The organism is Nocardiopsis listeri NBRC 13360, assembly GCF_001570765.1.
GTDB classification, from domain to species: domain Bacteria; phylum Actinomycetota; class Actinomycetes; order Streptosporangiales; family Streptosporangiaceae; genus Nocardiopsis; species Nocardiopsis listeri.
On the sequence record NZ_BCSH01000047.1, the window covers coordinates 20,510 to 45,962 of the forward strand.

Here is a 25,453-nt window from a genome sequence, read left to right on the forward strand (position 1 = left end):
TTCTGTGGCGGCGGGCCGCTGGTGGTTCCGGCCGACGCCCGGGCGGGTCGGCGCGGGCCCGTCGGCGGGTGGTTCAGGTCCTGAACGGATCGGTGCGCCGACCCAGGACCGGCAGGGCCAGGTCCACGCCCCCGTCCCGGGCCCGCCCGGACAGGAAGTCCAGGGACGAGCCGAGGTCGTCGACCAACCGGGGCAACGGCCGTAGCGGGTGCTCCAGGGAAACGGTGAAGTCGTCCCAGTGGATCGGGACCACTCGTCGCGCGCCGGTGCGCTCCACCACGTGGTGCCAGTAGTCGGACCGGAACCGCTCGCCCTGTTCACCGAGTGCGCCCACCCCCAGGTAGACCGTGTCCGCACGGTGGCCGTCGAGGGCGCCCGGCAGCCAGTTGGCGCTGGCGTGGACCAGCAGCTCCCCGTCGGGATGGGCCACGTGCAGCGAGTAGCAGTCGCCCGTCTTGAAGTCGCCGACGCGCCCGGTCCGCAACGGACGGCCGATCACGCCGGGGGCGATGTCACCGGGGCTGTGTTCCGCCGCCAACGCGGTGAGCGTGAGCGAACCGAACCGCATCGGTTCGCCCAGGACCACCGGGTCGCACCGGTCGTGGTCCAGTCCCTGGCCGACGGCGATGTTGTGGGTGGACCCCGAACCGATGAGCCGTGCACCGGTCAGTTCGGCCACCAGGGGAGCATCGAGCGCGTGGTCGAAGTGGGAGTGCGCCACGAACACCGCGTCCAGACGGGAGAGGCCGAAGCGCGCGAGCGCGGCCTCCACCCGGGCCCGGTTCGGGGCGAGCCGCTTGAACGCCAGGTCGAACTTGCTCGGGCGGCTGAAGAAACCGTCGGTCAGCACAGCGGTCTCGCCGTCGGTGAGCAGGATCGTGGATACCCCCAGGAACACCGCGCGCAACCGCCCCGGGGCGTCGGCCGCCGCGGGTTCGCGCAGGTCGACCCAGGGGGACAGGGACGGGCGGAACAGACCGACCCGTGATCGGCGGGTGGATGGGCGGGGGTGAGCGGTCATCGCGTGCCTCGTTCTGCGGGGTGGACGTCCAGTCTGCCGAACGTCCCCGTGCTCGGGGCGTTCGGGACCGTTCACACGGATCGGTGTGAACGCGAGTCCGTGACCATGGGCCCTTGAGGGGCACGACCCTCTCCGATCCCGCAGCCGAGGGGATCGCACCGGGGTGGAGTGAGACCCTTCGCGGCGCACACAGCACGATGCGTGGTGGAGTATGTCGTTTCCGCGACAAGGTCGACGTGTCGCGTCCCACGCGCGATTCGCACAGTAGGTCCGGAGCAGGTCGTGGAACACCCACCCCGCACACCCGGCTCGAGAAGAACTGTCGCGGTGGCCTGTATTACTCCCCGGGCCACGACGTGGTCCCGACCGGACAGGGTGAGGAGCTCCGCGACGCCTGCCGTGCCGGCGGGGCCTGGGTGGAGTGGCGACGGACCTTCTCCGGACCGCACCTGATGAGCTTCTTCCTGGACACCGAGCGTGCCCAGGACCGGCTCGGCGGAGGGTTGACCGATGAACCGGCCCCCGGCACCTGCTGAGACCGGTGACACGGACGGAGTGACACGGTCGCCGGGAACCTCGCCCCGGTGGCCGTTCTCACGTGTGCGGGGCAAGTTTCGCCGGCTCGGACCCGGGATCGGCGGAGCGGGCCAACCGCTCCACCCGCAGCGCCATCTCCAGCTCGAAACGCAGGTCCGGGTCGTCCAACCGATCGCCGAACAGGTTCGTCAACAGGCGAAGGCGGTATCGCACGGTCTGCGGGTGGAGGTGCTGTACCTGGGCCACCCGTTTGGCGTTGTACCCGTGCTGCAACCAGAGCAGGAGGGTCTCGGACAGGCGCTCGCGCTGACCGTCGGACAGCTTCCGAAGTGGGGCCAACCTGGAGGTGATCATCTCCCGCATCAGCTTCCGGTCCCGCAACAGCAGGAGTGGTGTGAGGTGTTCGCTCCACAGGGCGATCCCGTCCGCCGGCACAACGCTCACCTGGACCAGTTCGAGGGTCTCGCGCGCGTGGGCCAGGGAGACGGCCGTCTCGGTGATGTCCACCGGTGGTCCCGCCGCCGCGTTCCGGCCGCGCAACAGACGCTCCAGGGCCCGCAATCTGCCGGGGCCCTCGGGGTCGGGCAGGACGAGGCAGGGGGCGGCCCGGTGGAAGTCGTGCAGTACGTCCGAGGGCAGCGCGGGCGGGGCCGTCTCCTCCCCGTATCCCTGGAGGACGATCACCGCCACCTTGTCGGGGACACGCCACCGGGCCGACGAGGCCAGTTCGGCGATGACCCTGGGGGAGGGGTCGGGTTCGGACAGGAGCAGGTCGACCAGGCGGCCCCGGCGCCGTTGTAGTTCGCCCGACGCCTGGGCCCGCGCCTCGTTGTATCCCTCCGAGGCCGCGGAGGCCATCTCCTCCAGGAACAGGAACGCGGCCTCGGCGACCACGCCGACGTGGTGCTGGGGCAGGAGGTCGGGGTGCTGTTCCTGGACCTTCAGGAGTTCGCGCCACATGATCACGAGGGCGGTGCGCATCGCACTCTGGAGGCTGTCGAGGTTGCGGCCCTCGTGGACCTCCGCCTCACCGAGCATGCGGAACCGTTCCCGTAGCCGGTGGGCGGGCGGATCGGTCCTCCCCACGCGGTCCAGGAACACGGTCAACGCCTCACGGACCGCGGTGCGGGTGGAGGCGGCGTACACCTCGTTCCCGGGACGGAGGTACTCGGGCACGCTCTCGTGGATCCGGGTCACCACCACCTCGGTCAGGGGTTCGACGTGGGAACGGAAGTGGTCGGCGAACTCCACAGGGACGTCGGCCAGGGGGTTGGCTCCCTCCCGGGCCCGACCCTTCGTGGACATCGGAGTCACCTCCACCAGTCGAGTCCCCTCCGTTGCCGGGGCACAAGGTTACCGACGAGTAAAGGAGAGGCTACGGGAGTCGCCCACCGTTGTGAATCCCCGCACGGCCGGTTTCCGCGGGCACCCGGAACGTGTGAAGACCTCGTTCGCCGGGGCGCCCGGGCGGACACCGGTTCTTCCCTGGGCACTTCCAGCCGAAGGCCCGGAAACGACGACGGCACCCGCCGTGTGGTGGATGCCGTCGAGGTGCCCCTGGGGCGAGACGCCGGTCAGTCGACGTAGCGCAGGCCCGCCGTGGCCGACTCCTCGCGCGTCTTGTACATGGCCGGCCCCGGTTCGCCGTCGCGGAACCGGGTGCGCTCGGACTCCTCGTTCTCCTCACACAGGCGAGAGGCCTCCGCCACCCGAGCACCTGCCGGCGGGCTCGACGCCACCTGGGATGATCTTGGCTGTAGCCACAGCGCGGGCGCTCCTCGCCGAAGGGCGGGGGGAGCGCGCGCCGTAGAACCCCATTGGTGTCACGGAAAAGAGGCAAAGGGATGGAAACGTCGGCGAGCGAGCAGCCGTTCAGAGAGTCTGAATGGAAGAAGGTCGAGGGCTTCGACTTCACCGACATCACCTATCACCGTTACGTGGGTCCCGCGCGTAGTGGCGCGGGCAAGGACATCGGTGCGGTGCGTATCGCCTTCGACCGCCCGGAGGTGCGCAACGCCTTCCGGCCGCACACGGTCGACGAGCTCTACACGGCGATGGAGCACGCGCGCTCCTGGACGGCGATCGGTACCGTCCTGCTCACCGGGAACGGGCCGTCCGCGAAGGACGGCGGTTGGGCCTTCTGCTCCGGCGGGGACCAGAGGGTGCGCGGTCGGGACGGCTACCTCTACGAGGACGACGGTTCCGACGGTGAACAAAGAAAGGCCGACCAGGGCCGTCTGCACATCCTGGAGGTCCAGCGGTTGATCCGCTCCATGCCCAAGGTCGTCATCGCCGTGGTCAACGGCTGGGCGGCCGGCGGCGGACATTCGCTCCACGTGGTGTGCGACCTGACCATCGCCTCTCGACAGCACGGGTTCTTCAAGCAGACGGACGCCACCGTCGGCTCCTTCGACGGGGGCTACGGTTCGGCGCTGTTGGCCCGTCAGGTCGGCCAGAAACGGGCGAGGGAGATCTTCTTCCTGGCCCGGCCCTACTCCGCCACCGAAATGCAGGAGATGGGCGCGGTCAACACCGTGGCCGACCACGGTGAGCTGGAGGACACCGCGGTGCGGATGGCCACCGACATCGCCGACCAGTCCCCGCAGGCGATCCGGATGCTCAAGTACGCCTTCAACCTCCCCGACGACGGGATGCTCGGGCAGCAACTGTTCGCGGGAGAGGCGACCCGGCTCGCCTACATGACCGAGGAGGCGGTGGAGGGCAAGACGGCCTTCCTGGAGAAACGCAGCCCCGACTGGTCGGGCTTCCCTCGCTACTACTAGCCGGGTGCGGCCGGGATCGCGTCGCGCGGTCCCGGCCTCGACCTCGACGATTCCCGGACCGTATAGTGGGCCCAAGACCCGTGTCGGATCGTGAGAGGGACCTCCAAGAGATCGAAGGCAGACTGCTCGGCTCGATGAGCCACCCACACCACTTGGGCGAGGGACCTGGCCGATGCTGCCCGAAATCTGGAACCACCCCCACCACAGGTCGGCCCGTGGCAGTTACTCGAATACCTCTTGGCCATCGCGCTCGGGCTGTCCACCTGCGTCTTCATGATCGGCCTGGCCCTCCTCGCCCTCCGGTTCATCCATCAGCGGATGGATGTTCGAGGGAACAGGGGGAGCCCTCCGCCCACGAACGTCGCCGGATGTGGAAGTACGCACAACGTGGTCGGTGACGTCCACGACTCGGGCCTGGTCATACAGGCCGATCGCATCGAAGTCCACGTCACGTCGCCGCCCGGCCGTGATGGCAACCCCTGAGACGCGATCCGCTATTCGGTGGCCGGATAGGTGACGTCGCCGTGGGAATCGATGACGGCGCCGGGACTGGGCCGCGCCGCGTCGATGCGGTCGACGCCGAGGACGTGTCGCACGTCCTCGGCGTGGGCGAGGAGGTGGTCGGCGATGATCCTCCGGTGGCACCGCCACCACACCGCCTCGGAACACATCACGGCCGCGCGCCGGGTGCGTCCCCACTCCCGCAGCTCGGCGAGGGCGCTTCGGAACTCGCCGGAGAGCGCGTGATCGGCGTAGTTGTGGAAGCTCCGATTCTGCCACCAGGCGTTGACCTCGAACGGCACGTCCTTGCTCACCGGACGACGTCCGGTCAGCCCCTCGGCGCGCCGATACCGGATCCCCACCTCATCGAGGACGCCTGAGAGCGTGTCCTGGTCGAATCGCGGATACCGGGTAGAGCCCGCAAGCCTGCGGACGTCGACGACCAGCGCGATGTGGGACTCCTGAAGCAGCCCGATGAACTCGCCGAGCGTTCGGTTGGAGTGGCCGATCGTGAAGAACGGCTCACTCATCTACCAGCCGCAAGGCGCTGCCCTTGTGGGCGGCGACGTGGTCGGTCTTGTCGCTCTTGATCTCGTACTGCGGATCGTCCTTCGACGCCCGGCGGGTGTGGCCCTTGTACTCGAAGTCCTTCGTGTGCACCTTCGTCACCGTGCCCGAGACGTGCCCCGCCTCCGAGTTCCAGGTCACGCGATCACCGACGTTGAACCGGTTGGACATGTCGACTCCCTCCGTGATCGACCCATTGAAACACCCGGCCCCAGGAAACATCGGAACGGACACAGCCGAACCCGATATCCGGTCGAAGCGCGGACCACGCCGCCGGGGCCGTGCGCCGGAGGCGGGGGCGTCTACACGAGCTCAGGGCTTACGGGCGACGCCGCCGTACTGGGCGACCTCTCGGATAGCGCCCACCCGGCTCTCCTCGGGCCGCCAGAACGGGACGGAGACCACACCGGGTTCCAACAGCTCCAACCCTTCGAAGAAGGCGCCGATCTGCTCCGGTGTGCGCAGGTGGATGGGTTGGGCCGCGTTCTCGTTCCAGGCCTTGGCCGCCTCCACGATCTGCGGACTGGTGTCGGTGCTGTCGCACAGGGCCAGGAAGCTCCCCGAGGGCAGGGCGTCCACGTAGGCGCGTGCCACCGCGTAGGTCCGCTCATCGGCGGGGAAGTGGCCGAGCGTACCCATGATGACCAATCCGATCGGTCGGGTGAAGTCCAGGTGCTCACGGGCCTGGGCCAGCAGCGTCTGCGGGTCGAGCAGGTCGGCGTCGATGTAGTCGGTGGTGCCCTCCTCGGAACTGGTCAACAGAGCCCGGGCGTGCGTGAGCACCAAGGGGTCGTTGTCGACGTAGACGATCCTGGATTCGGGGGCGACCGACTGGGCGACCTCGTGGGTGTTGTTCGCGGTGGGCAGGCCGGTCCCGATGTCCAGGAACTGCCGGATGCCCTCTTCCCGGGCCAGATGGGCGACCGAGCGGAGGAGGAACCGACGATCGGCGCGCATGACCTCGACGATCTCGGGGAAGGCGGACTCGACCTGCTCGCCCAAGGCGCGGTCGACCGGGTAGTGGTCCTTGCCCCCCAACCAGAAGTTCATCACCCGTGCGGAGTGGGGGACGGTCGTGTCCAAGGGGATACGTGGGGTGTTCATGGGGGCCTTCCTGGGCGGCGGACGATCCGGGGGATCAGCGGTCATTCTCCTCTCGCGCGGACCCTCTTCGCAAACGAGAAACCCCTGTGCACAAGGGTTTTCGCGAACATCGACGCCGAAGGCCTTCCCGTGTCGGTCCCCGGCCGCCGTGCGCCCACCACCGACCTCGTTCTCTAGGACGTCGACGCGCCCGACCGCGAAGCGAAGGTCCGTTGCGAGTCGGTGTACATCGTCCGGTCGGATATAGCCCGTGAGGACGCCATAACAGCCTGACCAGGCAGATTCCTCCAGGAGGCCTGCGTCTCGGTCGGGTCTTCGAAAAATATCCTCGCCCAACGGAACTCAAGTGTCCCGACCGCCATCGGAACACACAGAAAGCAACCACACTGACACAGAACCTGACACGGAAACCGACACAGACACATGTGGGGCGACCGGTCGTCGATCCGGACCGGGTCACCTCGACAGTGGAACCCGTTCGGTGTACCGGCTCCCGAAAACACTTCCACAGGCTTGATCGCAGCCACCCGTCCGCAATTTTGTACGTCCTTCCTCGGGAAGAAAGGAACATCATGAAGCTCGATGTCCGTTCCAGCGCCCTGGCCCTCGCGACCGCTGGTCTGGTGGTCGTCGGTTCCACGGCCTGCTCGGCCCAGGGAATGATCGACGCGGTGTCATCGGTCGACCCCGCGCATACGGGCGAGAACTCCCAGGTCGACGAAGGCGCGGAGACCCTGGCGGGCGAGCTGGAATTCCTGGCCCCGGGCGAGTTCATCATCGACGGACAGGCCTTCTACATCGCCGAGGACACACGGATCCTGGGCGGCCACCACGTCTGCCCCGCTGAAGACGGTGTCGACGAGACCGGTTTCGGAATCGTGGAGTGCGACCTGGAGACCCTCGAAGCCACCGTCCAGGGGGACACGGCCGTCTTCGCCGAGGTCGAGGTGAACGAGGAGGGCAACGCCGAGTCGGTCACCGAGTACGACAACGACGGCCACTACGACTCCGTTGAACCCGACGGCCAGGACGGGGCCCCCGAGGAAGGCACCGAGGCCCCGGAGGAGTCCGGTGGGTTCACCGGGACCGCCACGGGAGAGCTGGAGTACATCGCCCCGGGCGAATACCGCGTCGATGGCACGGCGTTCTACGTGGCCGAGGACACCACGATCATCGCGGGGATCTATGCCTGCGCCGAAGGTGTTCAGGACCCCGACACCGGCGAGGTGAGGTGCGACTTCGACGAGTTCGACGCCACTCTCGCGAACGGGACCGTCATCCTGGCCTCGGTCGAGATGGTCGACGGGATCGCCGAGTCGATCACCGAATACGAGGCCTGAGGCGCTGAGGCCCTCCCGGGGAACGGGACGCGGCCGCGACCGTCATCATGATGACCGCACTCCGAGTCGGGGGTGTTGGGAGACACGAACGTTTCCCGACACCCCCGCATCGTTTCATCGATCACTGACCCGGCGAACGGGACCGGTTGTTCGGTAGGGCGCCGATGCTCGAAGAGCACTACCGTGGAAACAGCGAAAGCGGGCTCCCGAAGGAACCCGCTTCGAAGTTGATCTCCCGGATATCTTCCAAGGCGGGACGATCATCTTCACCGCCACAGTCAGATGACTCTCTGACCTGCGGTGCTACTTGTGGGCGATACAGGACTCGAACCTGTGACCCCTACCGTGTCGAGGTAGTGCTCTAGCCAACTGAGCTAATCGCCCTGGGTGAAACTGGGAGGTGGAGACGGGATTTGAACCCGTGTAGACGGCTTTGCAGGCCGCTGCCTCGCCTCTCGGCCACTCCACCGAGTACACGTGGGCGGGGTGAACCGCACCAGCGTCTCCTCCGAGCGGACGACGGGATTCGAACCCGCGACCCTCACCTTGGCAAGGTGATGCTCTACCAGCTGAGCCACGTCCGCTTGCATTCGGGCCCGGCCTCTCGGTCCTGCCGGGGCCTTGCCTTGCTGCTGGTTAAGACTTTAGCGGAGATTCGACGGACGGCAAAATCGATGTTGGGCGCGGTTGGGTGCGGCGGTGGTCGACGTACCGGAGGGACCCGGTAGCGTCCGCGACACGGGGCCCGGTAGGGACGGGGCGCACCTTGCCGGAGAAGGAGGATCTGACCGTGGCGGAGGAGTGCGGGAGACACCAGGGGGAGACGTCCTGGTCAAGGGCGCGCGAGCTGGCCCGAGGGCTGGGGGAGACGCGGGGCTGCCCCGTGGCGGACCTTCCGTTGGCGGAGACCCTGGGCGGCAGGCTGGCCGAGGACCTGAAGGCGTTGGTGGGACTGCCCGCGTTCGACGCCTCGGCGATGGACGGGTACGCGGTGGCCGGTCCATCCCCCTGGAGGCGGGCCGGGACCCAGTTGGCGGGCACGCCGCTGGCCGGACTGTCGTTGACCGCGGGTGAGGCGGTGGAGATCGCCACGGGTGCGCGGGTTCCCAAGGGCACCGAGTCGGTGCTGCCCTACGAGCACGCCGAGGTCGTGGACGGTTGGGTGAGCGGAGAGGCGCAGCCCGGCCGGCACGTGCGCTGGAGCGGGGAGGAGACCGCCCCCGGCGAGACCGTGCTGGAGGCGGGCACCGAGGTCACCCCCGCCGTGCTGGGGCTGTCCGCCTCGCTGGGGCACGACGCGCTGCCGGTGCGTCTGCCCGCGGTGGAGGTACTGGTCACCGGGGACGAGATCACCGCGGAGGGGTTGCCGGGGGAGGGAACGGTGCGTGACGCCATCGGTCCGCTGATGCCCGGGGTGGTGTCCTGGGCGGGCGGCCGACTGCTGCGTACGCGCCATCTGGGTGACGGCCATGACGACCTGCACGAGGCACTGATCGGGGGCGGGGCCGACGTGGTGGTGGCGTGCGGATCCTCTTCCAAGGGCCCGGCCGACCATCTGCGCGCGGTCCTGAACGGACTCGGAGCGAACGTGGTGGTGGACGGGGTGGCCTGTAGGCCGGGGCATCCACAGCTGTTGGCGCACACCGAGGAGACCGTCTTCGTGGGTCTGCCCGGCAACCCGAACGCCGCGCTGGTCGCCTCCCTCACGCTGCTGGTTCCACTACTGGCCGGGATGGTCGGCCGAGACGAAGCGACCCTGGGCCTGGGGCGGGCACCGTTGGCCGGTGAGGTCCGGGGACGAAGCGGGGGAGGGACCCGACTGATGGCGGTGCGAGTGGTGGACGGGCGTGCCGAACCGGTGGGCCACGACCGCCCGGGGAGTCTGCGAGGAGCCGCGCTGGCCCAGGCCTACGCGGTGGTTCCGCCGGAGGGCCCGGGGGCGGACGTGGAACTACTCCGGTTGCCGGGAGCGTAGGTCTCCCGCCGGCTCCGTCCTTCGGCGTGGCATCGGGGACCTCGGTCACCGATCGGATGTGCCATGGACCACAGGGGGCGGCCCCAGGGAGGACACGCTCCCCGGGGCCGCCCCCTGTCTTCACCGAACCCGGGCTCGTGCGCCCTCGTCGGTCGATGCCGCCCCGGTCACCGACCCGGTCGACGCCTCCGTGGCGCCCGCGCCGTCTTCGGGCTCGGGCACCTGTGCCACGTCTGTCGCGGCCGGGGCCGGGGCCTCCACCGCCGGGTTGCCCCGTCCGAGCAGCAGGAACCAGGCCTGAACGGCCGCGACCAACACGATCACCACGGCGATCGTCGAGGTCAGGTGCATGCCGTCGGTGAACGCGGCCCGCGCGCCGTCCATGAGGGCCGCGCCCGGGCCACCGCCCACCTGGTTCGCGGCGGTGGCGGCGCCGCCCAACGTCTCCCGGGCGGCCTCGGTGGCCGCGGCCGGAACCCCGTCCACCTCGGTCAGGTTGGTCCGGTAGAACGCGGTCAGCACACTGCCCAGCACGGCCACACCGAGCGCTCCGCCCATCTCGTAGGCGGTCTCGGAGATCGCCGAGGCGGCGCCGGCCCGCTTGGGCGGGGCCGCGGACATGATGGCACCGTTGGTCAGGGTTTCGGCGAAACCGCTGCCCAGGGCGATCAGCGCGAAGGCCGTGGAGACCAGGACCACACCACGGGTGACGTCGTCGGCGGGCGTGAACAGCAGGGTGGCGAACCCGCCCGCGGTGACGGTCAGGGACACCCCGAGCACGGTGGACAGGCTCAGGTGGCGGGCCACCCGGGCGGCGACCAGGCCGGCGACGACCGAGATCACCAGGCCCGGCACCAGCACGATGCCGGCGCGCATGGGCGAGACGCCGAGGACCAGCTGTAGGTACTGGGTGAGGAAGAACAACGACCCCACCATCGAGAACACGATCATCAGGTTGGTGGCCACGGCGACGCTGAACACCCGTGAGCGGAACAGGTCGATGTCGATGAGCGGGTCCGTGAGCCCCCGCTGGCGTCGGACGAACAGGTAGCCCAGGGCCAGTCCGAGCACGAGGGAGACGATCGGCGCCACCGTCAGGCCCCCGGAGGCCAGCTTCTTGATCCCGTACACGATGGGCAGCATGGCGCCCAGCGATAGCACCACGCTGACCAGGTCGATCCGGCCGGAGTCGGTGTTGCGCGATTCGCGCACCAGCAACGGCACCAGGATCAGGATGAGCGCCATCACCGGCAGGTTGATCAGGAACACCGAGCCCCAGAAGAAGTGCTCCAACAACCAGCCGCCCAGGATCGGGCCGAGGGCGGCACCACCGGAGAACCCGGACGCCCAGATCGCGATGGCGAGCAGGCGCTGGCGCGGATCCAGGAAGATGTTGCGCAGCAACGACAGGGTCGAGGGCATCAGCGAGGCGCCGGCGATTCCCAGCAGGGCGCGGGCGACGATCAGGGTCTCGGCGTTGGGCGCGAAGGCCGCGATCAGGGAGGCCACGCCGAAGGCGGCCGATCCCATCATCAGCAGGCGTCGTCGCCCGATCCGGTCACCGAGCGAACCCATGGTGATCAACAGGCCGGCCAGGATGAAGCCGTAGATGTCGACGATCCACAGCAGCTGACCGGAGGTGGGGCGAAGCGCCTCGCTCAGCGCCGGCACGGCGAACCCCAACACGGTCATGTCGACCGAGATCAGGAGCACGGGCAGTACCAGGACCGCGAGCGCGGCCCATTCACGCGGGCCCGCGAGCGCGGGCGGGGCACCGTCGCCTCCGTGCGCGCGTACAGGGTCGTTTCCGGTCTTGGCGGAGCTCATCATTCCCTCGTTCGTCGAATCGCAGGATGTCGCGCGGCTCGTGCGAGGGCGCGGAGGTGGCCCGCGACGAAGGGTGTCGTCGTGGCCGGACGGGAAGTCTGGTCGACCGGTCGCGCCGCGGAACGCGTAGACCGGGACTCTTCAACCGTCCAGCCGGTACAGTACCGTCCGGCCGGTACAGTGTCAATCGTGAGTACTTCGAATACACGTGACCGCATCCTCGACTCGCTCCAGGGCATCCTCGTCAGCGTGGGTTACTCCGCGGTGACCCTGGATGCGGTGGCGCGCGAAGCCCAGGTGTCCAAGGGAGGTCTGCTGTACCACTTCCCTTCCAAGGCCGCCCTGATGAACGGGCTGGTCCAACGGCTGGTCGAGTTGGCCGAGGCCGAGTTCGAGGAGGCGCGTGAGGGCGACGAGGGCGTGGTCAGGGTCTTCCTGCGCACGTCGCTGCCGCAGAGCCCCGAGGAGCGGGAACTGTACTGGGCGCTCATCGCCGCCCTGCGCAGCCACGAGGAGTTGGAGGAAGAGGCGGTACAGCACGTGCAGTACCTGTTCGCGCACTGGCGCGAGCTGCTGCACGAGGAGCTCACCGACCCCGTCCTCGCCGAGATCATCCTGCGGGCCGGCGACGGCCTGTACATGGCGGCGATCGCCGGTCTGTCCCAGCCCGACCCCGAACTCACCCAGAAGATGATCGATCGCCTGGTCGAGGAGTCCGACCTGGTCCGCCGCCCTCGTTGAGGTCCCCGCCCCTATGCCCGGTCCTCGAAGACCCGCGCCTCGGCGCGGCCGCGTGGGGTCTCTCCCGTGCTCGTGGGGGCGTGTGCGAGGGGTCTGGTGTGGGACGGGCGGGTCGAGGGCATGATGCCGGCTCCGGTTCCCTTGCCGCCGGCCGTTTCCGTGAGCCCGGGGCCGGGACCGGAAGGTGACCGTGTGGTGCTGTTCACGTGCCCTGGAACGTGGTTTACTTCCGAGTAACTTCGTTGCCGTGGTCGGGTTTCGTGCCGGTCACGGGCCTGCTTACCTGGTGAGGTGAAGTGTGCACTACCTCGATGAGTGGGGTGTGCCGGGTCGACCCGGGGGCCGCTCTTCGCGAGACTGTTCCCACCTCGCCGGGGTGTCCACGGGGTGAGAACACGCAGACGGGAAAGTGGGGGGCGGATGCACAGGCTCACCAACCAGGTACGACCGTATGCCTGGGGCGCGAGGGCCGCCATCCCAGGGCTGTTGGGCGTCGAACCCGACGGCACGCCCCAGGCGGAACTGTGGCTGGGGGCCCACCACGGCGCGCCCAGCACCGCGCACTGCCGGAACGGCTCAAGACCCCTGCCCGAACTGATCACCCAGGACCCCGAGCGCGTGCTCGGTCCGGCCACCGCCGAACGCTTCGGCGCCCGCCTGCCCTACCTCCTCAAGTACCTGGCGGCCGAGGCGCCCCTGTCCCTACAGGTCCATCCCGACGCCGCCCGTGCCCGCTCCGGATACCAGGCCGAGGAGCGCGCCGGGATCCCCGTCGACGCCCCGCACCGCAACTACCGGGACCCCCACCACAAACCCGAGCTGTTGCTCGCCCTGGAACCGTTCGACGCCCTATGCGGTTTCCGGGAACCCGCCGCGACCCACGCCGACCTGGTCGGCCTCGACTCCGACCTGGCCGTGCGGCTGCGCGAGGACCTGTCGCGCTCCGACATCCACGCCGCGCTGCGCGCCGCCCTGACCCGCCTGCTCAGTCTTCCGTGCGCCGACCGTGGCCGGATGATCGACGAGTTCGTCGCCGAGTGGATCGCACGCGACCGCGTCTGCGCGCACGCGGAGATCGTCGCCGACCTGGCCGACCGCTACCCGGGCGATCCCGGGGCGATCGCCGCGCTGCTGCTGAACCGGCTCACCCTGTGGCCGGGCCAGGCCCTCTTCCTGCCCGCGGGCAACCTGCACGCCTACCTCCAGGGCACCGCCGTGGAGGTGATGGCCAGCTCCGACAACGTGCTCCGTGCCGGCTTGACCGGCAAACACGTCGACGCTCCCGAGCTGCTCGACGTGGTGGACTTCTCCGTCCTGCCCATCCCCTACGCCCGACCCGAATTCCTCGACGGGCGCCGCGAGTTCCGTCCACCCGCCCCCGAGTTCGCGCTGCACGAGATCGGCCCCGGTCGAGTCACTGCGCACCTGCCCGGGGCGGGGCCCACCGTGATCCTGGTCCTGCACGGCGAGGTGGAACTGGTCGCCGAGGTCGGGGAGGGCCTCACCCTGAGCCGTGGTGAGTCGGTGTTCGTGCAGGCCGACAGCGGGCCCATCAAGGTCGAGGGGCAGGGCCACGTGATCGCCACGACCGTCGGCGCGCACTGAGCGGAGCCGCGGCGCATCGCCTTGCGGAACGAGGACACCGACAACACCGATAACGTGGGCCCCTGCAGTTCACAGTAGCGAGAGGGGACCCGTTATGGCGCTCGAGCGTCCGGAGATCGACTTCATCGAGGGCCCGCCGCCCGCGGACCTGGAGATCACCGACATCCAGGTCGGCGAGGGCGAGCAGGCCGGCCACGGCAGCACCGTCAGCGTCCAGTACGTCGGGGTCGCCCACTCTACGGGCGAGGAGTTCGACGCCAGCTGGAACCGCGGCGAGCCGCTCAACTTCCGTCTGGGTTCGGGCCAGGTCATCTCGGGCTGGGACCAGGGCGTCATGGGCATGCGCGTGGGCGGCCGTCGTCAGCTGGTCATCCCGCCGCACCTGGCCTACGGCGACCGTGGCGCCGGCGGCGTCATCAAGCCGGGGGAGACCCTGGTCTTCGTGGTGGACCTGGTCGGCGTCAACTGACCCGGTTCGGTCCCGTCGGGGGCTGACGCGGCAGGGGCTCGCGGCGCGTCCGGACGCGCCGCGAGCCCCTGCCCTTCCCGCTCGTCCTACCCCAGGGTTGCGCCCACCTTCACGTGGCCCTTGAGCAGGTCGCGGGCGATGGTGCGGCGCTGGATCTCGTCGGTGCCCTCGAAGATGCGCAGCAGCCGGACGTCCCGGTAGAAGCGTTCGATGGGCAGCTCGCGGGTGTAGCCCATGCCGCCGTGGATCTGCATGACACGGTCGACGATCTCGTTGGCCTTGACCCCGCCGAACAGCTTGGCGATGGACTGCGCGTGCCGGGAGTCCTTGCCTTGGGAGACCTGCCAGGCGGCGTGCAGCACCAGCAGACGCAGCGCCTCGATCTCGGTCTGGGAGTCGGCGATCATCCACTGGATGGCCTGCCGGTCGGCGATCGGCGCGCCGAAGGTCTCGCGGGTCTTGGAGTACTCGATGGCCATGTCGAGCAGTCGTTCGCAGCCGCCCAGGGCACGCGCCGGCAACAGGTAGCGGCCCTTGCCGATCCACTTCATGGCCAGCGCGAAGCCCTGGCCCTCCTCGCCGAGGACGTTGGCGTGCGGGACGCGCACGTCCTGGAAGATGAGCGATGCGGGGCGACGCTCGCCCATGGTGTCGATGGGCTCGGAGGTCCAGCCCATGTCGCGGTCGACGAGGAAGCAGGTCACACCGCCGTTGGCGCCCTTATCCGGGTCGGTGACGGCGAAGACCATGGTGAAGTCGGCCTCGTTGCCACCGGTGATGAAGGTCTTCTCGCCGTTGATGATCCACTCGTCGCCCTCGCGGACGGCCTTGGCGCGGATGGCCTTGGCGTCGGAACCGGCGCCGGGCTCGGTGATGGCGAAGCAGGACTTGCGCTCACCGGCGATGGTGGGCAGCAGGTAGCGCCGCTTCTGCTCCTCGTTCGCGTAGTAGAGGATGTTGTCGGCCTCGCCACCGAACTTGAAGGTCAGGAAGGTCCGACCGAGTTCGATCTCGATGAGGGCCTCGCTGACCGCGTCCAGACCCATGCCGCCGTACTCCTCCGGCGTGGCCACGCCCCAGAAGTCGGACTTACGGGCCAACGCGCGCAGCCGGTCGCGCTCCTCGGCGGTCAACCCGGGAGGGTGGCCTTCACGTTCGCGCCGCAGAACCTCGTTCTCCAGCGGCATCAGCTCCCGCTCGACGAAGGTCCGCACCCAGCTCTGGATGGCGCGCTGCTCCTCGCTCAGTGAGAAATCGATCACGGCTGCTCCCCAATAACCTAACGCTGTTCGGTTCTTTGAGGGTACGATGCGCCTCGCCCTCCCCGCAAGGGTGTGACCGAACAGTGTCGGTTCGAATCGTCGCCGGCCCACCTCACCGCGCCGTCGTGCGATGATCGGCGGACGCCGAACCGGACGGGCCGGTGGCGGCGCAGCGTAGAAGGAGAGCCTTGCCGTGGCCCGACCCAAGACTCCGCTTCTGAGCAAGCCGGCCATCCGGCAGGTCGCGCTCACGCTCATCGACCGGGACGGCCTGGAGAAACTCTCCATGCGCAGGATCGCCCAGGAGCTGGACGTCCAGGCCGCCTCGCTGTACAGCCACTACCGCACCAAGGAGGAGCTGCTCAGCGACGTCGCCAACGAGGTCATGGCGCACGTGGACGTCAGCGAGTTCGAGGGCGGGGACTGGCGCGCCGGGTTGATCGCCTGGGCCCGTTCCTATCGCGCGGCACTGGCCGAGCACCCGAACCTGCTGCCGGTGATCGCCTCCGGCCCCGGACGTCGGGAGGAGGCGCTGCGCCGAGCCGACGCGGTCCACGGGGGACTGGTGGGCGCCGGATGGCCGCCGCGCTTCGCCACGATGATCGGAGCCTCCACCAAGTACCTGGTCGTGGGCGCCGCCACCAACTCCTTCGCACGCGGTTTCGACGACGACGTGCGTGTCTACCAGGACCGTTATCCGAACCTCTCCCAGGCCCACCGGCTGGCCGAGGTCGCCGCGGAGATCGACGAGGACAGTTTCGAGCTGGCGCTGACCGCGTTCCTGGACGGACTGACCCCGGTCTTCGAGAGGGTTCGGGCGGAGGCGGCCGAGACGACGCAGGGCTGAGTTCTCGGCCGCGCACCGGGACCGGTCAGGAACCGGTCGGCTTGATCTCCTCGTTGGTGGCCAACGCGCCGCGTTCCAGCCGGTCGAGCAGACCGCCCCCGGCCGTGGAGAGCGACCGCCGCGCGATCTCCTTGCCGTAACGGATCCGGGTGAGGGTCTCCGGCAGCCGGCTCTCCAGCCTTCGGTGGGCGACCCGTCCCAGCAGCCACGCGGCCGGCACCCCGTTGAACAGGGCCACCGGCACCGCGATCCAGGGGATCCCCTGGATCGCCCCCCACACCAGGACCGCCAGGGTCGGCGACGACAACAGCGGGACGGCGAGCAGCATGATCCACACCTGCACCTGGACGTCACCGGTGTCGTTGGCGTCCACGCGCTTGTGGGGATCCACGCCAGGGGTCACGGTCACCACAGACAGCAGGGACGCCAGCCCGTTGCTCACCCCGGTGAACACCAGTAGACAGGCGAGCACGTGGGGGACCGCCCAGTACTGGCCGGAGGCGACGATGGCCGCCGCGCTCAGCAGGGTCGCCGGCGGGGCGATGAGCACGGCGATGGCGATCTGTCTGCCGCGCACGTCGGCGCGGATGGTGTCGCGGTCCTGGCCGACCACGGTCAGCCACAGGGCCGTTCCGTCGTGCCCGTACATGTTCGACCCGCCCATGCCCATGATGAGCGCGGCGAACACACCGGCGAACGGCATGACCTGGGGGAAGTCGGCGACCAGCCCCAACAGGCCGATGAACAGGCCCGCGTACAGGGCCGACCTCAGTTCCAGTCCGCGCCAGGGGTCCCGCCACCAGGAGCGCAGTTCCTTGCCGACCACCGCGCCCAGCGGGGTGTCGGGCAGCAACGACCGCCGGTCCTCCAACACTCGGGATCCCAGCGGCCGCGAACGTCGGCCTACCCCGCGAGTGGACACGCTCGGCGCCAGCAGACGCCCGGTGACCAGCACCGTAACCACGGTCAACAGCGCGAACGCGCCCAGCCACGCGAAGGCGGCGCTCCACGAACCCGCGGTCGCCGCGTCCACGGCCAGCACCGGCCAGGAGGTGGGCAGTACGGCCAGGACCGACGCGGCCGTGCCTTCGAAGCCCCTCTCGGTGAGGTTCCCCGACGCGACGAACGCCGGCTGGACCGCCACCCAACCGAAGAACAGCCCGGCGACGATCAGCCCCCACTGGAGCGAGGCGATCTCCATGCCGAGCCGGGAGTGCATCGCCGCGCCCAACCCCCGGAACACCAACCGTCCCAGCGAAACCGAGAACACCACCAGCGTCAGCACGCCCAGTAGACCCAGGAAGAGGGTCGCCGGATCCGAGACGTAGGCGTGCCAGGCCAGGGCCGCGGCGGACACCAGCGTCATCACCGGGCCGAACCCGACGAACATGGTCACCAGCAGGCCCAGACCCACCCGGTTCCGGTCCAAGGGCAGGAGCGTGAAGTACTGCGAGCGCAGGACGCCCACCCCGTTGGTGACGGTCGGGCCCAGGATCCACGATCCCGCCCACACCGCCAGGGCGAGCATCAGCAGACTCGACCGCACGGCGTCCGAGGCGGCGGCCACGGCCAAGAACCAGGTGAACGCGGTGCCGCCCACGAGCAGGAGCACCGTCAGCCACCGGGTGCCGCTCCTGGTGTGCCGGCCCAGGGTGAACTTGAGCCGGATCAGGAGTTCAACCACGCCAGGTCCCCCTCTCCGACCTCGCGCGCGCCGACCAACCGCACGAAGGTGTCCTCCAAGGTCGCGTCCGTCCCCCGCACCTCGGAGAGCGTGCCGTCGGCCAGGACCCGGCCGTCGGCGATGATCGACACCCGATCGGTGAGCTGCTCGACCAGCGCCATCACGTGGCTGGAGATGACGACCGTCCCACCACCGTCGGTGAACCGGCGCAGGATGGCGGTCAGCACCCGAGCCGACACCGGATCCACGGCCTCGTACGGCTCGTCCAGGACCAGGACCTCCGGCGCGTGCAGCAACGCGGTGGCAAGCCCGATCTTCTTGCGCATGCCGGTGGAGTACTCGGCGACCAGGACCCCGTCCCGTTCGGCCCGATCCAGCTCCAGAACCTGGAGCAGCTCCCGGGCCCGGGTACGGGTGAGCCCGCGTTCGAGACCGCGCAGCCGCCCCCAGTGGTCGAGGAGTTCACCGGCGGTGAGCCGTTCCGGTAGTGAGAGGCCGTCAGGCAGCACACCCAGGTTCCGTTTGGCACCGACCGGATCGGTCCACACGTCCACGCCCAGCACCCGAGCGGCCCCCGAGTCCGGGCGCAGCAGTCCCACCGCCATCGACAGCGAGGTGGTCTTGCCCGCGCCGTTGGGACCGACCAACCCGAGCATCGTGCCACGGGGGACGGCCAGGGATACCCCGTCCGCGGCCCGGGTCTCGTTGAAGGTCTTGGTCAACGCGTCCAGCTCCAGGGCCGCAACGTCGCTCGTGGACGGTTCTGCGCTCTCCATGCCTTCCATGCTGGTCGCGGACACGGACCGCGCGCATCGGCCGTACGGACATCCACGGCCGGCCGGGTGGACAGGCGTGCCCGCCGGACCGCCGGTTTCGGTGGCCACACGATCGAGGCCCGGCGGCGGGTGACCGTTCTAACCTGGGGTGGACGGCCCGAGTACATCGCGAGGAGAGGGAAGGCGTGGAACCCGACCACCGAAGTCGCCGTAGCCGCCGCGACGTGGTCGTGGACTCCCTGCTGACCGTGTTCGCCGCGCTCTACGGCCTGGCCGGTTTCGCCTCCTACGGCGGTGACCTGTACCCCGTCGACCGTGTGCCCGACTGGCTGCTGTGGCTGGACCTGGCCTTCCTTCCGGCCTGTTGTGCCGCCCTGTGGTGGCGGCGCTCCCACCCGCTCACGGTGGCCCTGGGCATGGCTCTGGTCTCGGTGTTCTCGGTGACGGCGGTGGGCGCGCTGGTCGTCGCCCTGATCTCTCTCGCGGCCTACCGGCCCTTCCCCCGTGCCGCCGCGGTCACCCTGCTGACCGTGGTGCTGTCGCTGCCCTGGGTCGTGCTGGTCCCGCAGGGCCCCGGAGGCTCGATCGTCACGATGGTGATGATCGTCGTGGTGCTCAGCGCCTGCCTGGCCCGAGCACGACTGGAGCTGCTCAGCGTACGGGAACGGGAGGTCGCCGAGGCGGTGACGGCGGGGTTGTCCAACGCCGAGATCGCCGACCGGCTGTACATGTCGATGGGGACGGTCAAGGCACACGTGTCCAGCGCCCTGACCAAGCTGGACGTGGGCGGACGGATCCAGTTGGCGTTGCTCGCCCACGACGCCCAGAACCCCGACTGAGCCGGAGGGGACACCTCGTGTCGCAGTGCGAAGAGGCGATTGCGCGTGGGGCGAGCGGTTCGGGAGGCGCCCCCGGACGTAGCATCGCCCTCGACGAGACGTTCGACCGAGGAGGTAGTGCCCGTGGCCGAGAACCGTGTGGTCTGGGGGAAGAAGGTCCCACAGGTCTACAAGAAGCTCGACGAGGTCGACCAGATCCTGGCCGAACACCTCGACACCACCGTGCTCGAACTGATCAAGCTGCGTTCCTCGGTGCTCAACGGCTGTGCCTACTGCGTGGACCTGCACACCCGGCGGGCACTGACGGAGGGTGAGTCGCAGCAGCGCCTCTTCCTGGTGCCCACCTGGTACGAGGCAGGTGAGGTCTTCACCCCGCGTGAGCGGGCCGCCTTCGCCCTCACCGACGAGATGACCGAGATGGGCGAACACGGGGTGTCCGACGCCACCTACGACGCCGCGGCCGGGCACTTCGACGAGACCGAACTCGCCGCCCTGATGTCCGCCATCGCGATGATCAACCTCTACAACCGACTGGCGGTGACCGGACGTCTGCACGTCAAGAAACGCTGACGGGCGGGGCGCGAGGGTGGTCGGAGCCCGTGGTCAGAGTTCCTCGCCGGGGACCCGGCAGTATCCGGCCCCGTACTCCAGAGCGGACAGGGTCATCTCCACCACCCGGGCGCGGTGTTCGGCGAGCCGGTCGACGTCGACGAAGGTGCGCAGCGCGCCCGGAACCAGGGTGGCCAGGGCGCCCTCCACCAGGGGGTCGGCCAGTCGGGTGCGCAGCGCTGCCACGGTTCCGGGCCATCGGGCCTCCAAGATCGCGCCGTCGGCCACCGCGGTGTGCCAGACCGAGGTCAGGTAGGGCTCCGGAACCACTCCGGACAGGCCACCGTGGTGTGCCTTCAACGCCGTGGCCAGGTCCTCTTCGGACACACCCCAACCCGTCAGCACCGCGGCCAGTGGTCGGTGCGCCTCGGGGACGTCGTGGTCCAGGTCGACCAGCACCGGTGTGCCGAGGTTCCAGCGCAGGAACGGCAGGGCCCTGGGTGGTTCCAGGACACCGTCATGGTGGCGCACCGGCCCGGGGGCGAAGCAGACCGACCTTCGGAGTCCTTGCCCGTCGTTGCCGACCAGGCTCGGATGGTCCTCGTGTTCCACCGGGTTGGGCACCGCCACCAACGGGGTGAGGCCGCGCTCGCGTATGAAGCGCAGCACCGCGCGATCCCCGGGCACCCCGGCGAGTTCGGTGTCCTCCAAAAAGCGCGCCAGCTCCACGGAGAGCTCCCGTGGCAGGACCAACGCCACCATGGGCGCGTACGGGTTGACCACCGGGACCGCGCCGACCCCGGTGAACACCGCCCAGCGGGCCAGGACGGCGGTGCGCGAGCCCCATTCGACGAACAGGGACACCGGTGACCCGGGGTGGGCGGCCAGGATGCCTTCCAGGATGCCGGCGAACCCGTCGGCGAGACGGGCGTCGTCCTGCAACACCAGGTGGTGATCGGTGTGGTGGAGCGCGGCGGCCCCGAACGCCACCCGGGCAGCGCGCAGGGCGGTGGGCGGCCCGCCTGGGTCCGGGTCGGTGACCACCCCGGCCCGTGGCAGGCCGGTCCGCTCCGCGATCAGGGCGGCCTGTTCGGCACGGTCGGGGTGGGTCATCACCACGGTGGACACGGAAGGAGGAGGCGCCGAGACGCCGTTTCGGGGGGAGGCCATGCCCTGATCCTAGTTTTCCCGGACCCCTTCCGCAGGGTTGTCCACAGGTTGGTTCCGTCGGATCCGCCACGGACGCGCACCCCGGTGCGGTCATCGTATTCCACGGCGCGGTGGCCGGTGAGGGGCCCGGGCACCGAACCGCCCCGTTCCGGAACAGGCGGAACGGGGCGGAGACCGGGTGCGGTCAGCCCGAGGACCGGTGGCGTGGGCTGTCCTGTTCCGGAGAGGGGGTGGGTCGCGGCGTGGTGGTGGGTCTCTCGTGCGCCGCCCGGTACCCGGCCCGGTAGACGGCCGTGGCGCCGCTCTCACGGGTGGCGGACGGCCAGCCGGCGGTGAGGACGAAGACGATCAGGATGTCGATGGCGATCACGATCGCCGACCACAACGGCATGGCGATGAGGAAGACCAGTTGGGCGAGCGCGTTCATCGAGGCCAGGAAGGTACCGAGGACCCGCGCCCAGGTGCGCCCGGTGAGCACCGCCGCACCGGCGACGACCATCAGCACGCCCCAGACACCGAACAGCAGGCCCCAACCCTCGTACCCCAGCACCAACAGCCGTGACTCGGGGGCCAAGAAGAAGTCGGGAGTGAGGAGAGCGGTGAGCCCCTGGATGACGTTGACGGCACCGATGACCATGAGCAGGACGCAGACGAAGTATCGCCAACCGTTGGCTGCGCGCATGTGGTGCTCCTTACCGGTCGTCCGACGAGCCGCGGACGGGCCCGGTGGGGACGAAACCTCGGGTGTACAAGGGGCGAGCGGCTGCCTGGACCGCCCCTTCATCATGGGATACGCGGCGTCACGGGGACGGAACCGGTTGCTCTGGATCGGGCAAAGCCCGGCGGATTCCTCCGAGGCGATAGTTCGTTCTTACGTAATGCCGTAGCCTTCGGTAGGCTGGGCGCGTGAGCGAGAGATCCACCGAGCAACGCCTCGCCGACCTGGAAGCCCGGGTCTTCGAACTGGAACAGCGTCCCGAGGACGCCACCGACCCGCGGGACGATCCCCCGGTCGCCCAGGCCCTCCGGGTGCTGGAGACCCTCAAGGAACATGGTCCCCAAGGCGGATCGGTGTTCTACGCGGGTCACCTCGAAACCAAGGAGGGCCCCGTCGAATGGCGGTACGGCCTCGGCGTCGACGAAATCGCCGAGCTCGACTGGGCTTCCCTCGCCTCCAACCTGGACTCCTTGGGCAACCCCGTCCGGCTCAACATCCTGCGGGCCGTGTGGTCGGGGATCTCCACCGTCGCCGCACTCAAGGAGCAGGAAGGGTTCGGCACCACCGGCCAGATCTACCACCACGTCAACCAACTGGCCTCGGCCGGTTGGCTCACCACCCGCCGTCGCGGCCACTACGTCGTTCCCGGTGATCGACTGGTGCCGCTCCTGGTGATCCTCGTCGCCGCCAAAGGCGTCCTCTGAACCCGATGGCGGCCGGTGACCGATGACCGACGACCGACGGCCGAGTGCGGGAGCGTGCCCGGCCTGACCGCCATCGCCCCGGACGGGCCGCCCCTGGCCGGGGAGGCCGTGCGTCTGTCGGTGGCGGCGGTGACGGCCCGTCGCGGAGCTTCCACCGATGGCCCCTCGTTCCGTGGCGAATTCAGGGGAGAGAAACCTTCCCATGCCCTCTTTTCTGGAATGCCGGAAAAGGGGGATGTTTGTCCCTTTCGAGGATTGAATCCGGTCTGGAATGACACCGTGAACGCAGGTGGTCGGGTGGTGTTGCGAGAAACTCCACGCGCCGTCTCCAGGTGGTCTACCGTGAAATCGGACCGGCCCGGAGAATTCCCTTTCCGGGTCGCAGGGATGTGTCCCGTGCCCTCTTTCGGGTGAGGGCCACGACTCCTCCACCCCGGACCCACGCCGCGAGGAACCCATTCATGGCAGCACACCTGTCCGACCGGAAACGCACTCATCCGCGCCCCGGCCAACAGGCTCTCGTCGCACTCCTGCTCGCCGCCGCGATCATCGCGCCGACCTGGTCGTGGGCGGTGATCGAGAGTCCGGTGGGGATCCGGACCACCGTCGGGCTCGCCGGGGGCCTGGTCGCGGCCCTCCTGTGCGCCGCGGTGGCAATGGCCGCCCATCAGGCGGCCGTGGCGCGCAACACCCGCGCCCACGCCACCCGGATCGGCGCCGGCGCCCGCACGCTGGAGGAGGAGACCGCGTGGGTGGTGGACGTGCTCCTGCCCGCACTCGCCCACGCCGTCCGTGAGGACCGCTCACCCCAGGACGTGCTGTCCGAACACCCCCGGCCCTCCCACCCCGCCGTCGATCGGCTCGCGCACGCCGTCACCGCGCGGATCGCCTCGGCCGAGAGCAGGTCGGCACAGGAACGCGGGGCCCGCACCGAGATCGAGGACCAGATCGCCGCCCTGGCCGACACCGGCATCCCGCTCATGCGACTGCGCATCGACGAGGACCTGCCCACGGCGGAGGAGACCCTCCTACAGGAGCTCCCCGCCGTCCACCCGGCCGTCGCCCACCTGCGCGGACGTGTGCTCCAACGGATGTTGGCCGGTGACCGGCGCGCCGAGCGGGCGATGATCACGACCTCCGAGTGCGGGGCGCGCATCCAGGCCCACCTGACCACGCTGCTCGCCCAGCTGCGAGAACTCCAGGAACGCTATGGGGACCGCGGCGACATCTTCGCGGACCTGCTGGAGGTCGACCACAACGTCTCCCGCACCGGACGCCTGGCCGATCGGGTGGTCACCCTCGCCAAGGGTCGATCCGGACGCCGATGGACCCGCCCCATCGTCATGGAGAGCATCCTGCGCGGGGCCATGGGCCGAGTCACCGCCTACCGCCGGGTCCGCCTCCACTACACCAGCAGCAGCATCGCCGTGGTCGGCTACGCGGCCGAGGGCGTGATGCAGGCGCTGGCCGAGCTCATGGACAACGCCGCGAACTTCTCCGCCTTGGGCACCGAGGTGCACGTCTACGCGGAGGAGGGCGACAACGGCGTCACCATCACGGTCGAGGACAGCGGCATGGGCCTGCGCCACCGTGAGAGGGCGGTGGCCGAGAGCCTGCTGACCGAACCCCGCGACCTGTCCACCGTGCCCTCGGGGCGCGTGGGGCTGGCAGTCGTCGGACGCCTGGCCGACCGGTACGGGCTGCGGGTGAGTCTGCGCCCCTCCGCCCGCGGCGGTATCGGCGTCGTCGTTCTCATCCCGCCGAACCTGCTGACCGAGTCGCGGCGCTCTCGGCCCGTACCGCGCCTGAGCGAGACCGGGCCCGGGACCTCGATGCCCGCTCCGAACCGGCCGGCTCCGGCCCAGGCGCCCCCGGCCCGGCCGGTGACCGTCCGACCCGAGCCGGTCCGGTCCGCTCCCACGCGGCCCGCTCCCGTACCGCCGGAGCCCACCCACCCGGCTACCACCGGGCCCGTCCCGACCCACTCCGCGGCCGGCCCCCAACCCGGTACGGAACCGCCGCCCGTCCGTTCCACCCCCGAGGACTCCCGTCCGCCCCTGCCCCGACGCGACGGCGCCCGCGCCTCCCAGACCCCGACCGGGAAGCGGTCCGGTCACAAGGACAAGGACGTCCCGAAAACCGAGAAGACCGACGAGCAGCACTTCGAACTGCCACAAAGGCACCGCGGACTCACCCTGGCCGAAGCGGTCCGGGAGAACCCCGAACAGCTCTACCCCGACCGGAACCGGAGCGGGAACCTCCCACGCGGCGGCCTGCCCACCCGCTTCTCCGCCTTTCGGGACGCCGGCACCGACGACGAACACCACCCCGATGACGGAGCCTGACCACGGCTCCCACCGCACACCACCGGCAGACAAGCGACCGAACAGGAACGGAGGGAGGGGCGCCGGGGCGCACGTCGTCCCGGGGCCGC

24 protein-coding genes and 3 tRNA genes are annotated in these 25,453 nt (G+C 69.7%); 12 read left to right on the forward strand and 15 right to left on the reverse strand.

All coding sequences use genetic code 11. The annotated features are described in order from the left end of the window. Positions 1 to 73 precede the first annotated feature (73 nt). Positions 74 to 1,021, reverse strand: coding sequence for an MBL fold metallo-hydrolase (locus NLI01S_RS15485; protein ID WP_084392629.1), 948 nt, complete (start codon positions 1,019 to 1,021; stop codon positions 74 to 76). 236 nt (positions 1,022 to 1,257) lie between these two features. Here NLI01S_RS15485 and NLI01S_RS25760 point away from each other — a divergent pair, with 236 nt between their 5' ends. Then, on the forward strand, positions 1,258 to 1,557 hold the full coding sequence (locus tag NLI01S_RS25760) for a hypothetical protein (protein WP_157091042.1): 300 nt from the start codon (positions 1,258 to 1,260) through the stop codon (positions 1,555 to 1,557). A 58-nt stretch (positions 1,558 to 1,615) separates the two neighbouring features. Here NLI01S_RS25760 and NLI01S_RS15495 read toward each other — a convergent pair whose 3' ends face one another. Next, positions 1,616 to 2,863 (reverse strand): PucR family transcriptional regulator, encoded by a 1,248-nt coding sequence (locus tag NLI01S_RS15495; RefSeq protein ID WP_067605015.1) that lies wholly within the window; start codon positions 2,861 to 2,863, stop codon positions 1,616 to 1,618. Between the two features lie 269 nt (positions 2,864 to 3,132). Beyond that, entirely contained in the window at positions 3,133 to 3,267 is a 135-nt protein-coding gene (locus tag NLI01S_RS26605) for a hypothetical protein (RefSeq protein WP_263363327.1), read from the reverse strand. Positions 3,268 to 3,402: 135 nt separating this feature from the next. On the opposite strand from NLI01S_RS26605, the gene NLI01S_RS15500 reads away from it, so the two are divergent. Next, complete coding sequence (locus tag NLI01S_RS15500; RefSeq protein ID WP_067605017.1) at positions 3,403 to 4,341, forward strand: 1,4-dihydroxy-2-naphthoyl-CoA synthase; 939 nt, start codon at positions 3,403 to 3,405, stop codon at positions 4,339 to 4,341. A 494-nt stretch (positions 4,342 to 4,835) separates the two neighbouring features. On the opposite strand, the gene NLI01S_RS15510 is transcribed toward NLI01S_RS15500, so the two are convergent. The 3 genes from NLI01S_RS15510 to NLI01S_RS15520 all read right to left on the reverse strand — a co-directional run bounded on the left by NLI01S_RS15510 (position 4,836) and on the right by NLI01S_RS15520 (position 6,513). Beyond that, positions 4,836 to 5,372, reverse strand: coding sequence for a DUF488 domain-containing protein (locus NLI01S_RS15510; RefSeq protein WP_067605021.1), 537 nt, complete (start codon positions 5,370 to 5,372; stop codon positions 4,836 to 4,838). Then, positions 5,365 to 5,580, reverse strand: a complete 216-nt coding sequence (locus tag NLI01S_RS15515; protein WP_067605023.1) for a hypervirulence associated TUDOR domain-containing protein — start codon at positions 5,578 to 5,580, stop codon at positions 5,365 to 5,367. Before NLI01S_RS15515 ends, NLI01S_RS15510 begins: the two co-directional genes overlap by 8 nt. 141 nt (positions 5,581 to 5,721) lie before the next feature. After that, the gene (locus tag NLI01S_RS15520; protein WP_067605025.1) at positions 5,722 to 6,513 is read right to left on the reverse strand and encodes an SAM-dependent methyltransferase; all 792 of its coding nucleotides are present in this window, start codon (positions 6,511 to 6,513) and stop codon (positions 5,722 to 5,724) included. Between the two features lie 572 nt (positions 6,514 to 7,085). On the opposite strand from NLI01S_RS15520, the gene NLI01S_RS15525 reads away from it, so the two are divergent. Further along, positions 7,086 to 7,853, forward strand: coding sequence for a hypothetical protein (locus NLI01S_RS15525; RefSeq protein ID WP_067605026.1), 768 nt, complete (start codon positions 7,086 to 7,088; stop codon positions 7,851 to 7,853). 310 nt (positions 7,854 to 8,163) lie between these two features. Here the strand turns inward: NLI01S_RS15525 and NLI01S_RS15530 are convergent. The 3 genes from NLI01S_RS15530 to NLI01S_RS15540 form a co-directional block, all read right to left on the reverse strand. Next, positions 8,164 to 8,237: transfer RNA gene (locus tag NLI01S_RS15530), tRNA-Val, on the reverse strand. 14 nt (positions 8,238 to 8,251) lie between these two features. Further along, positions 8,252 to 8,322, reverse strand: a tRNA-Cys gene (locus NLI01S_RS15535). Positions 8,323 to 8,364: 42 nt separating this feature from the next. Beyond that, positions 8,365 to 8,437, reverse strand: a tRNA-Gly gene (locus tag NLI01S_RS15540). Positions 8,438 to 8,619: 182 nt separating this feature from the next. Here NLI01S_RS15540 and NLI01S_RS15545 point away from each other — a divergent pair. Continuing rightward, on the forward strand, positions 8,620 to 9,828 hold the full coding sequence (locus tag NLI01S_RS15545) for a molybdopterin molybdotransferase MoeA (RefSeq protein ID WP_223809261.1): 1,209 nt from the start codon (positions 8,620 to 8,622) through the stop codon (positions 9,826 to 9,828). 120 nt (positions 9,829 to 9,948) lie between these two features. Here the strand turns inward: NLI01S_RS15545 and NLI01S_RS15550 are convergent, their stop codons facing one another. Then, a complete protein-coding gene (locus tag NLI01S_RS15550; protein ID WP_067605096.1) occupies positions 9,949 to 11,655 on the reverse strand; it encodes an MFS transporter in 1,707 nt (568 codons plus the stop codon). 189 nt (positions 11,656 to 11,844) lie between these two features. Here NLI01S_RS15550 and NLI01S_RS15555 point away from each other — a divergent pair, with 189 nt between their 5' ends. From NLI01S_RS15555 to NLI01S_RS15565, 3 genes are all read left to right on the forward strand, one after another. After that, complete coding sequence (locus NLI01S_RS15555) at positions 11,845 to 12,396, forward strand: TetR/AcrR family transcriptional regulator (RefSeq protein WP_067605028.1); 552 nt, start codon at positions 11,845 to 11,847, stop codon at positions 12,394 to 12,396. 420 nt (positions 12,397 to 12,816) lie between these two features. After that, a complete protein-coding gene (manA, locus tag NLI01S_RS15560) occupies positions 12,817 to 14,001 on the forward strand; it encodes a mannose-6-phosphate isomerase, class I (RefSeq protein ID WP_067605030.1) in 1,185 nt (394 codons plus the stop codon). 94 nt (positions 14,002 to 14,095) lie between these two features. Beyond that, positions 14,096 to 14,470 (forward strand): FKBP-type peptidyl-prolyl cis-trans isomerase, encoded by a 375-nt coding sequence (locus tag NLI01S_RS15565; protein WP_067605032.1) that lies wholly within the window; start codon positions 14,096 to 14,098, stop codon positions 14,468 to 14,470. A gap of 86 nt (positions 14,471 to 14,556) precedes the next feature. On the opposite strand, the gene NLI01S_RS15570 is transcribed toward NLI01S_RS15565, so the two are convergent. Then, complete coding sequence (locus NLI01S_RS15570; protein WP_067605034.1) at positions 14,557 to 15,732, reverse strand: acyl-CoA dehydrogenase family protein; 1,176 nt, start codon at positions 15,730 to 15,732, stop codon at positions 14,557 to 14,559. 193 nt (positions 15,733 to 15,925) lie between these two features. Between NLI01S_RS15570 and NLI01S_RS15575 the strand changes: the two genes are divergently transcribed. After that, complete coding sequence (locus NLI01S_RS15575) at positions 15,926 to 16,579, forward strand: TetR/AcrR family transcriptional regulator (protein WP_067605035.1); 654 nt, start codon at positions 15,926 to 15,928, stop codon at positions 16,577 to 16,579. 25 nt (positions 16,580 to 16,604) lie between these two features. Here the strand turns inward: NLI01S_RS15575 and NLI01S_RS15580 are convergent, their stop codons facing one another. Both NLI01S_RS15580 and NLI01S_RS15585 read right to left on the reverse strand, forming a co-directional pair. Further along, positions 16,605 to 18,263: a hypothetical protein gene (locus tag NLI01S_RS15580; RefSeq protein WP_067605037.1), complete on the reverse strand. Its 1,659-nt coding sequence runs from the start codon at positions 18,261 to 18,263 to the stop codon at positions 16,605 to 16,607. Continuing rightward, positions 18,248 to 19,039: an ABC transporter ATP-binding protein gene (locus tag NLI01S_RS15585; RefSeq protein ID WP_067605039.1), complete on the reverse strand. Its 792-nt coding sequence runs from the start codon at positions 19,037 to 19,039 to the stop codon at positions 18,248 to 18,250. The genes NLI01S_RS15580 and NLI01S_RS15585 overlap by 16 nt, the downstream gene beginning before the upstream one ends. Positions 19,040 to 19,224: 185 nt before the next feature. Between NLI01S_RS15585 and NLI01S_RS26420 the strand changes: the two genes are divergently transcribed. Both NLI01S_RS26420 and NLI01S_RS15595 read left to right on the forward strand, forming a co-directional pair. Beyond that, the gene (locus tag NLI01S_RS26420; RefSeq protein WP_067605041.1) at positions 19,225 to 19,878 is read left to right on the forward strand and encodes a helix-turn-helix transcriptional regulator; all 654 of its coding nucleotides are present in this window, start codon (positions 19,225 to 19,227) and stop codon (positions 19,876 to 19,878) included. 123 nt (positions 19,879 to 20,001) lie between these two features. After that, entirely contained in the window at positions 20,002 to 20,448 is a 447-nt protein-coding gene (locus NLI01S_RS15595; RefSeq protein ID WP_067605043.1) for a carboxymuconolactone decarboxylase family protein, read from the forward strand. 33 nt (positions 20,449 to 20,481) lie between these two features. Here the strand turns inward: NLI01S_RS15595 and NLI01S_RS15600 are convergent, their stop codons facing one another. Continuing rightward, the gene (locus NLI01S_RS15600) at positions 20,482 to 21,597 is read right to left on the reverse strand and encodes a hypothetical protein (RefSeq protein ID WP_067605045.1); all 1,116 of its coding nucleotides are present in this window, start codon (positions 21,595 to 21,597) and stop codon (positions 20,482 to 20,484) included. Between the two features lie 184 nt (positions 21,598 to 21,781). Further along, the gene (locus NLI01S_RS15605) at positions 21,782 to 22,279 is read right to left on the reverse strand and encodes a DUF7144 family membrane protein (RefSeq protein WP_067605047.1); all 498 of its coding nucleotides are present in this window, start codon (positions 22,277 to 22,279) and stop codon (positions 21,782 to 21,784) included. Positions 22,280 to 22,503: 224 nt separating this feature from the next. On the opposite strand from NLI01S_RS15605, the gene NLI01S_RS15610 reads away from it, so the two are divergent. Together NLI01S_RS15610 and NLI01S_RS15615 are read left to right on the forward strand one after the other, a co-directional pair. Continuing rightward, the gene (locus NLI01S_RS15610; protein WP_067605049.1) at positions 22,504 to 23,019 is read left to right on the forward strand and encodes an ArsR/SmtB family transcription factor; all 516 of its coding nucleotides are present in this window, start codon (positions 22,504 to 22,506) and stop codon (positions 23,017 to 23,019) included. Between the two features lie 461 nt (positions 23,020 to 23,480). Beyond that, on the forward strand, positions 23,481 to 25,364 hold the full coding sequence (locus NLI01S_RS15615) for a sensor histidine kinase (RefSeq protein WP_067605051.1): 1,884 nt from the start codon (positions 23,481 to 23,483) through the stop codon (positions 25,362 to 25,364). Positions 25,365 to 25,453 lie beyond the last annotated feature (89 nt).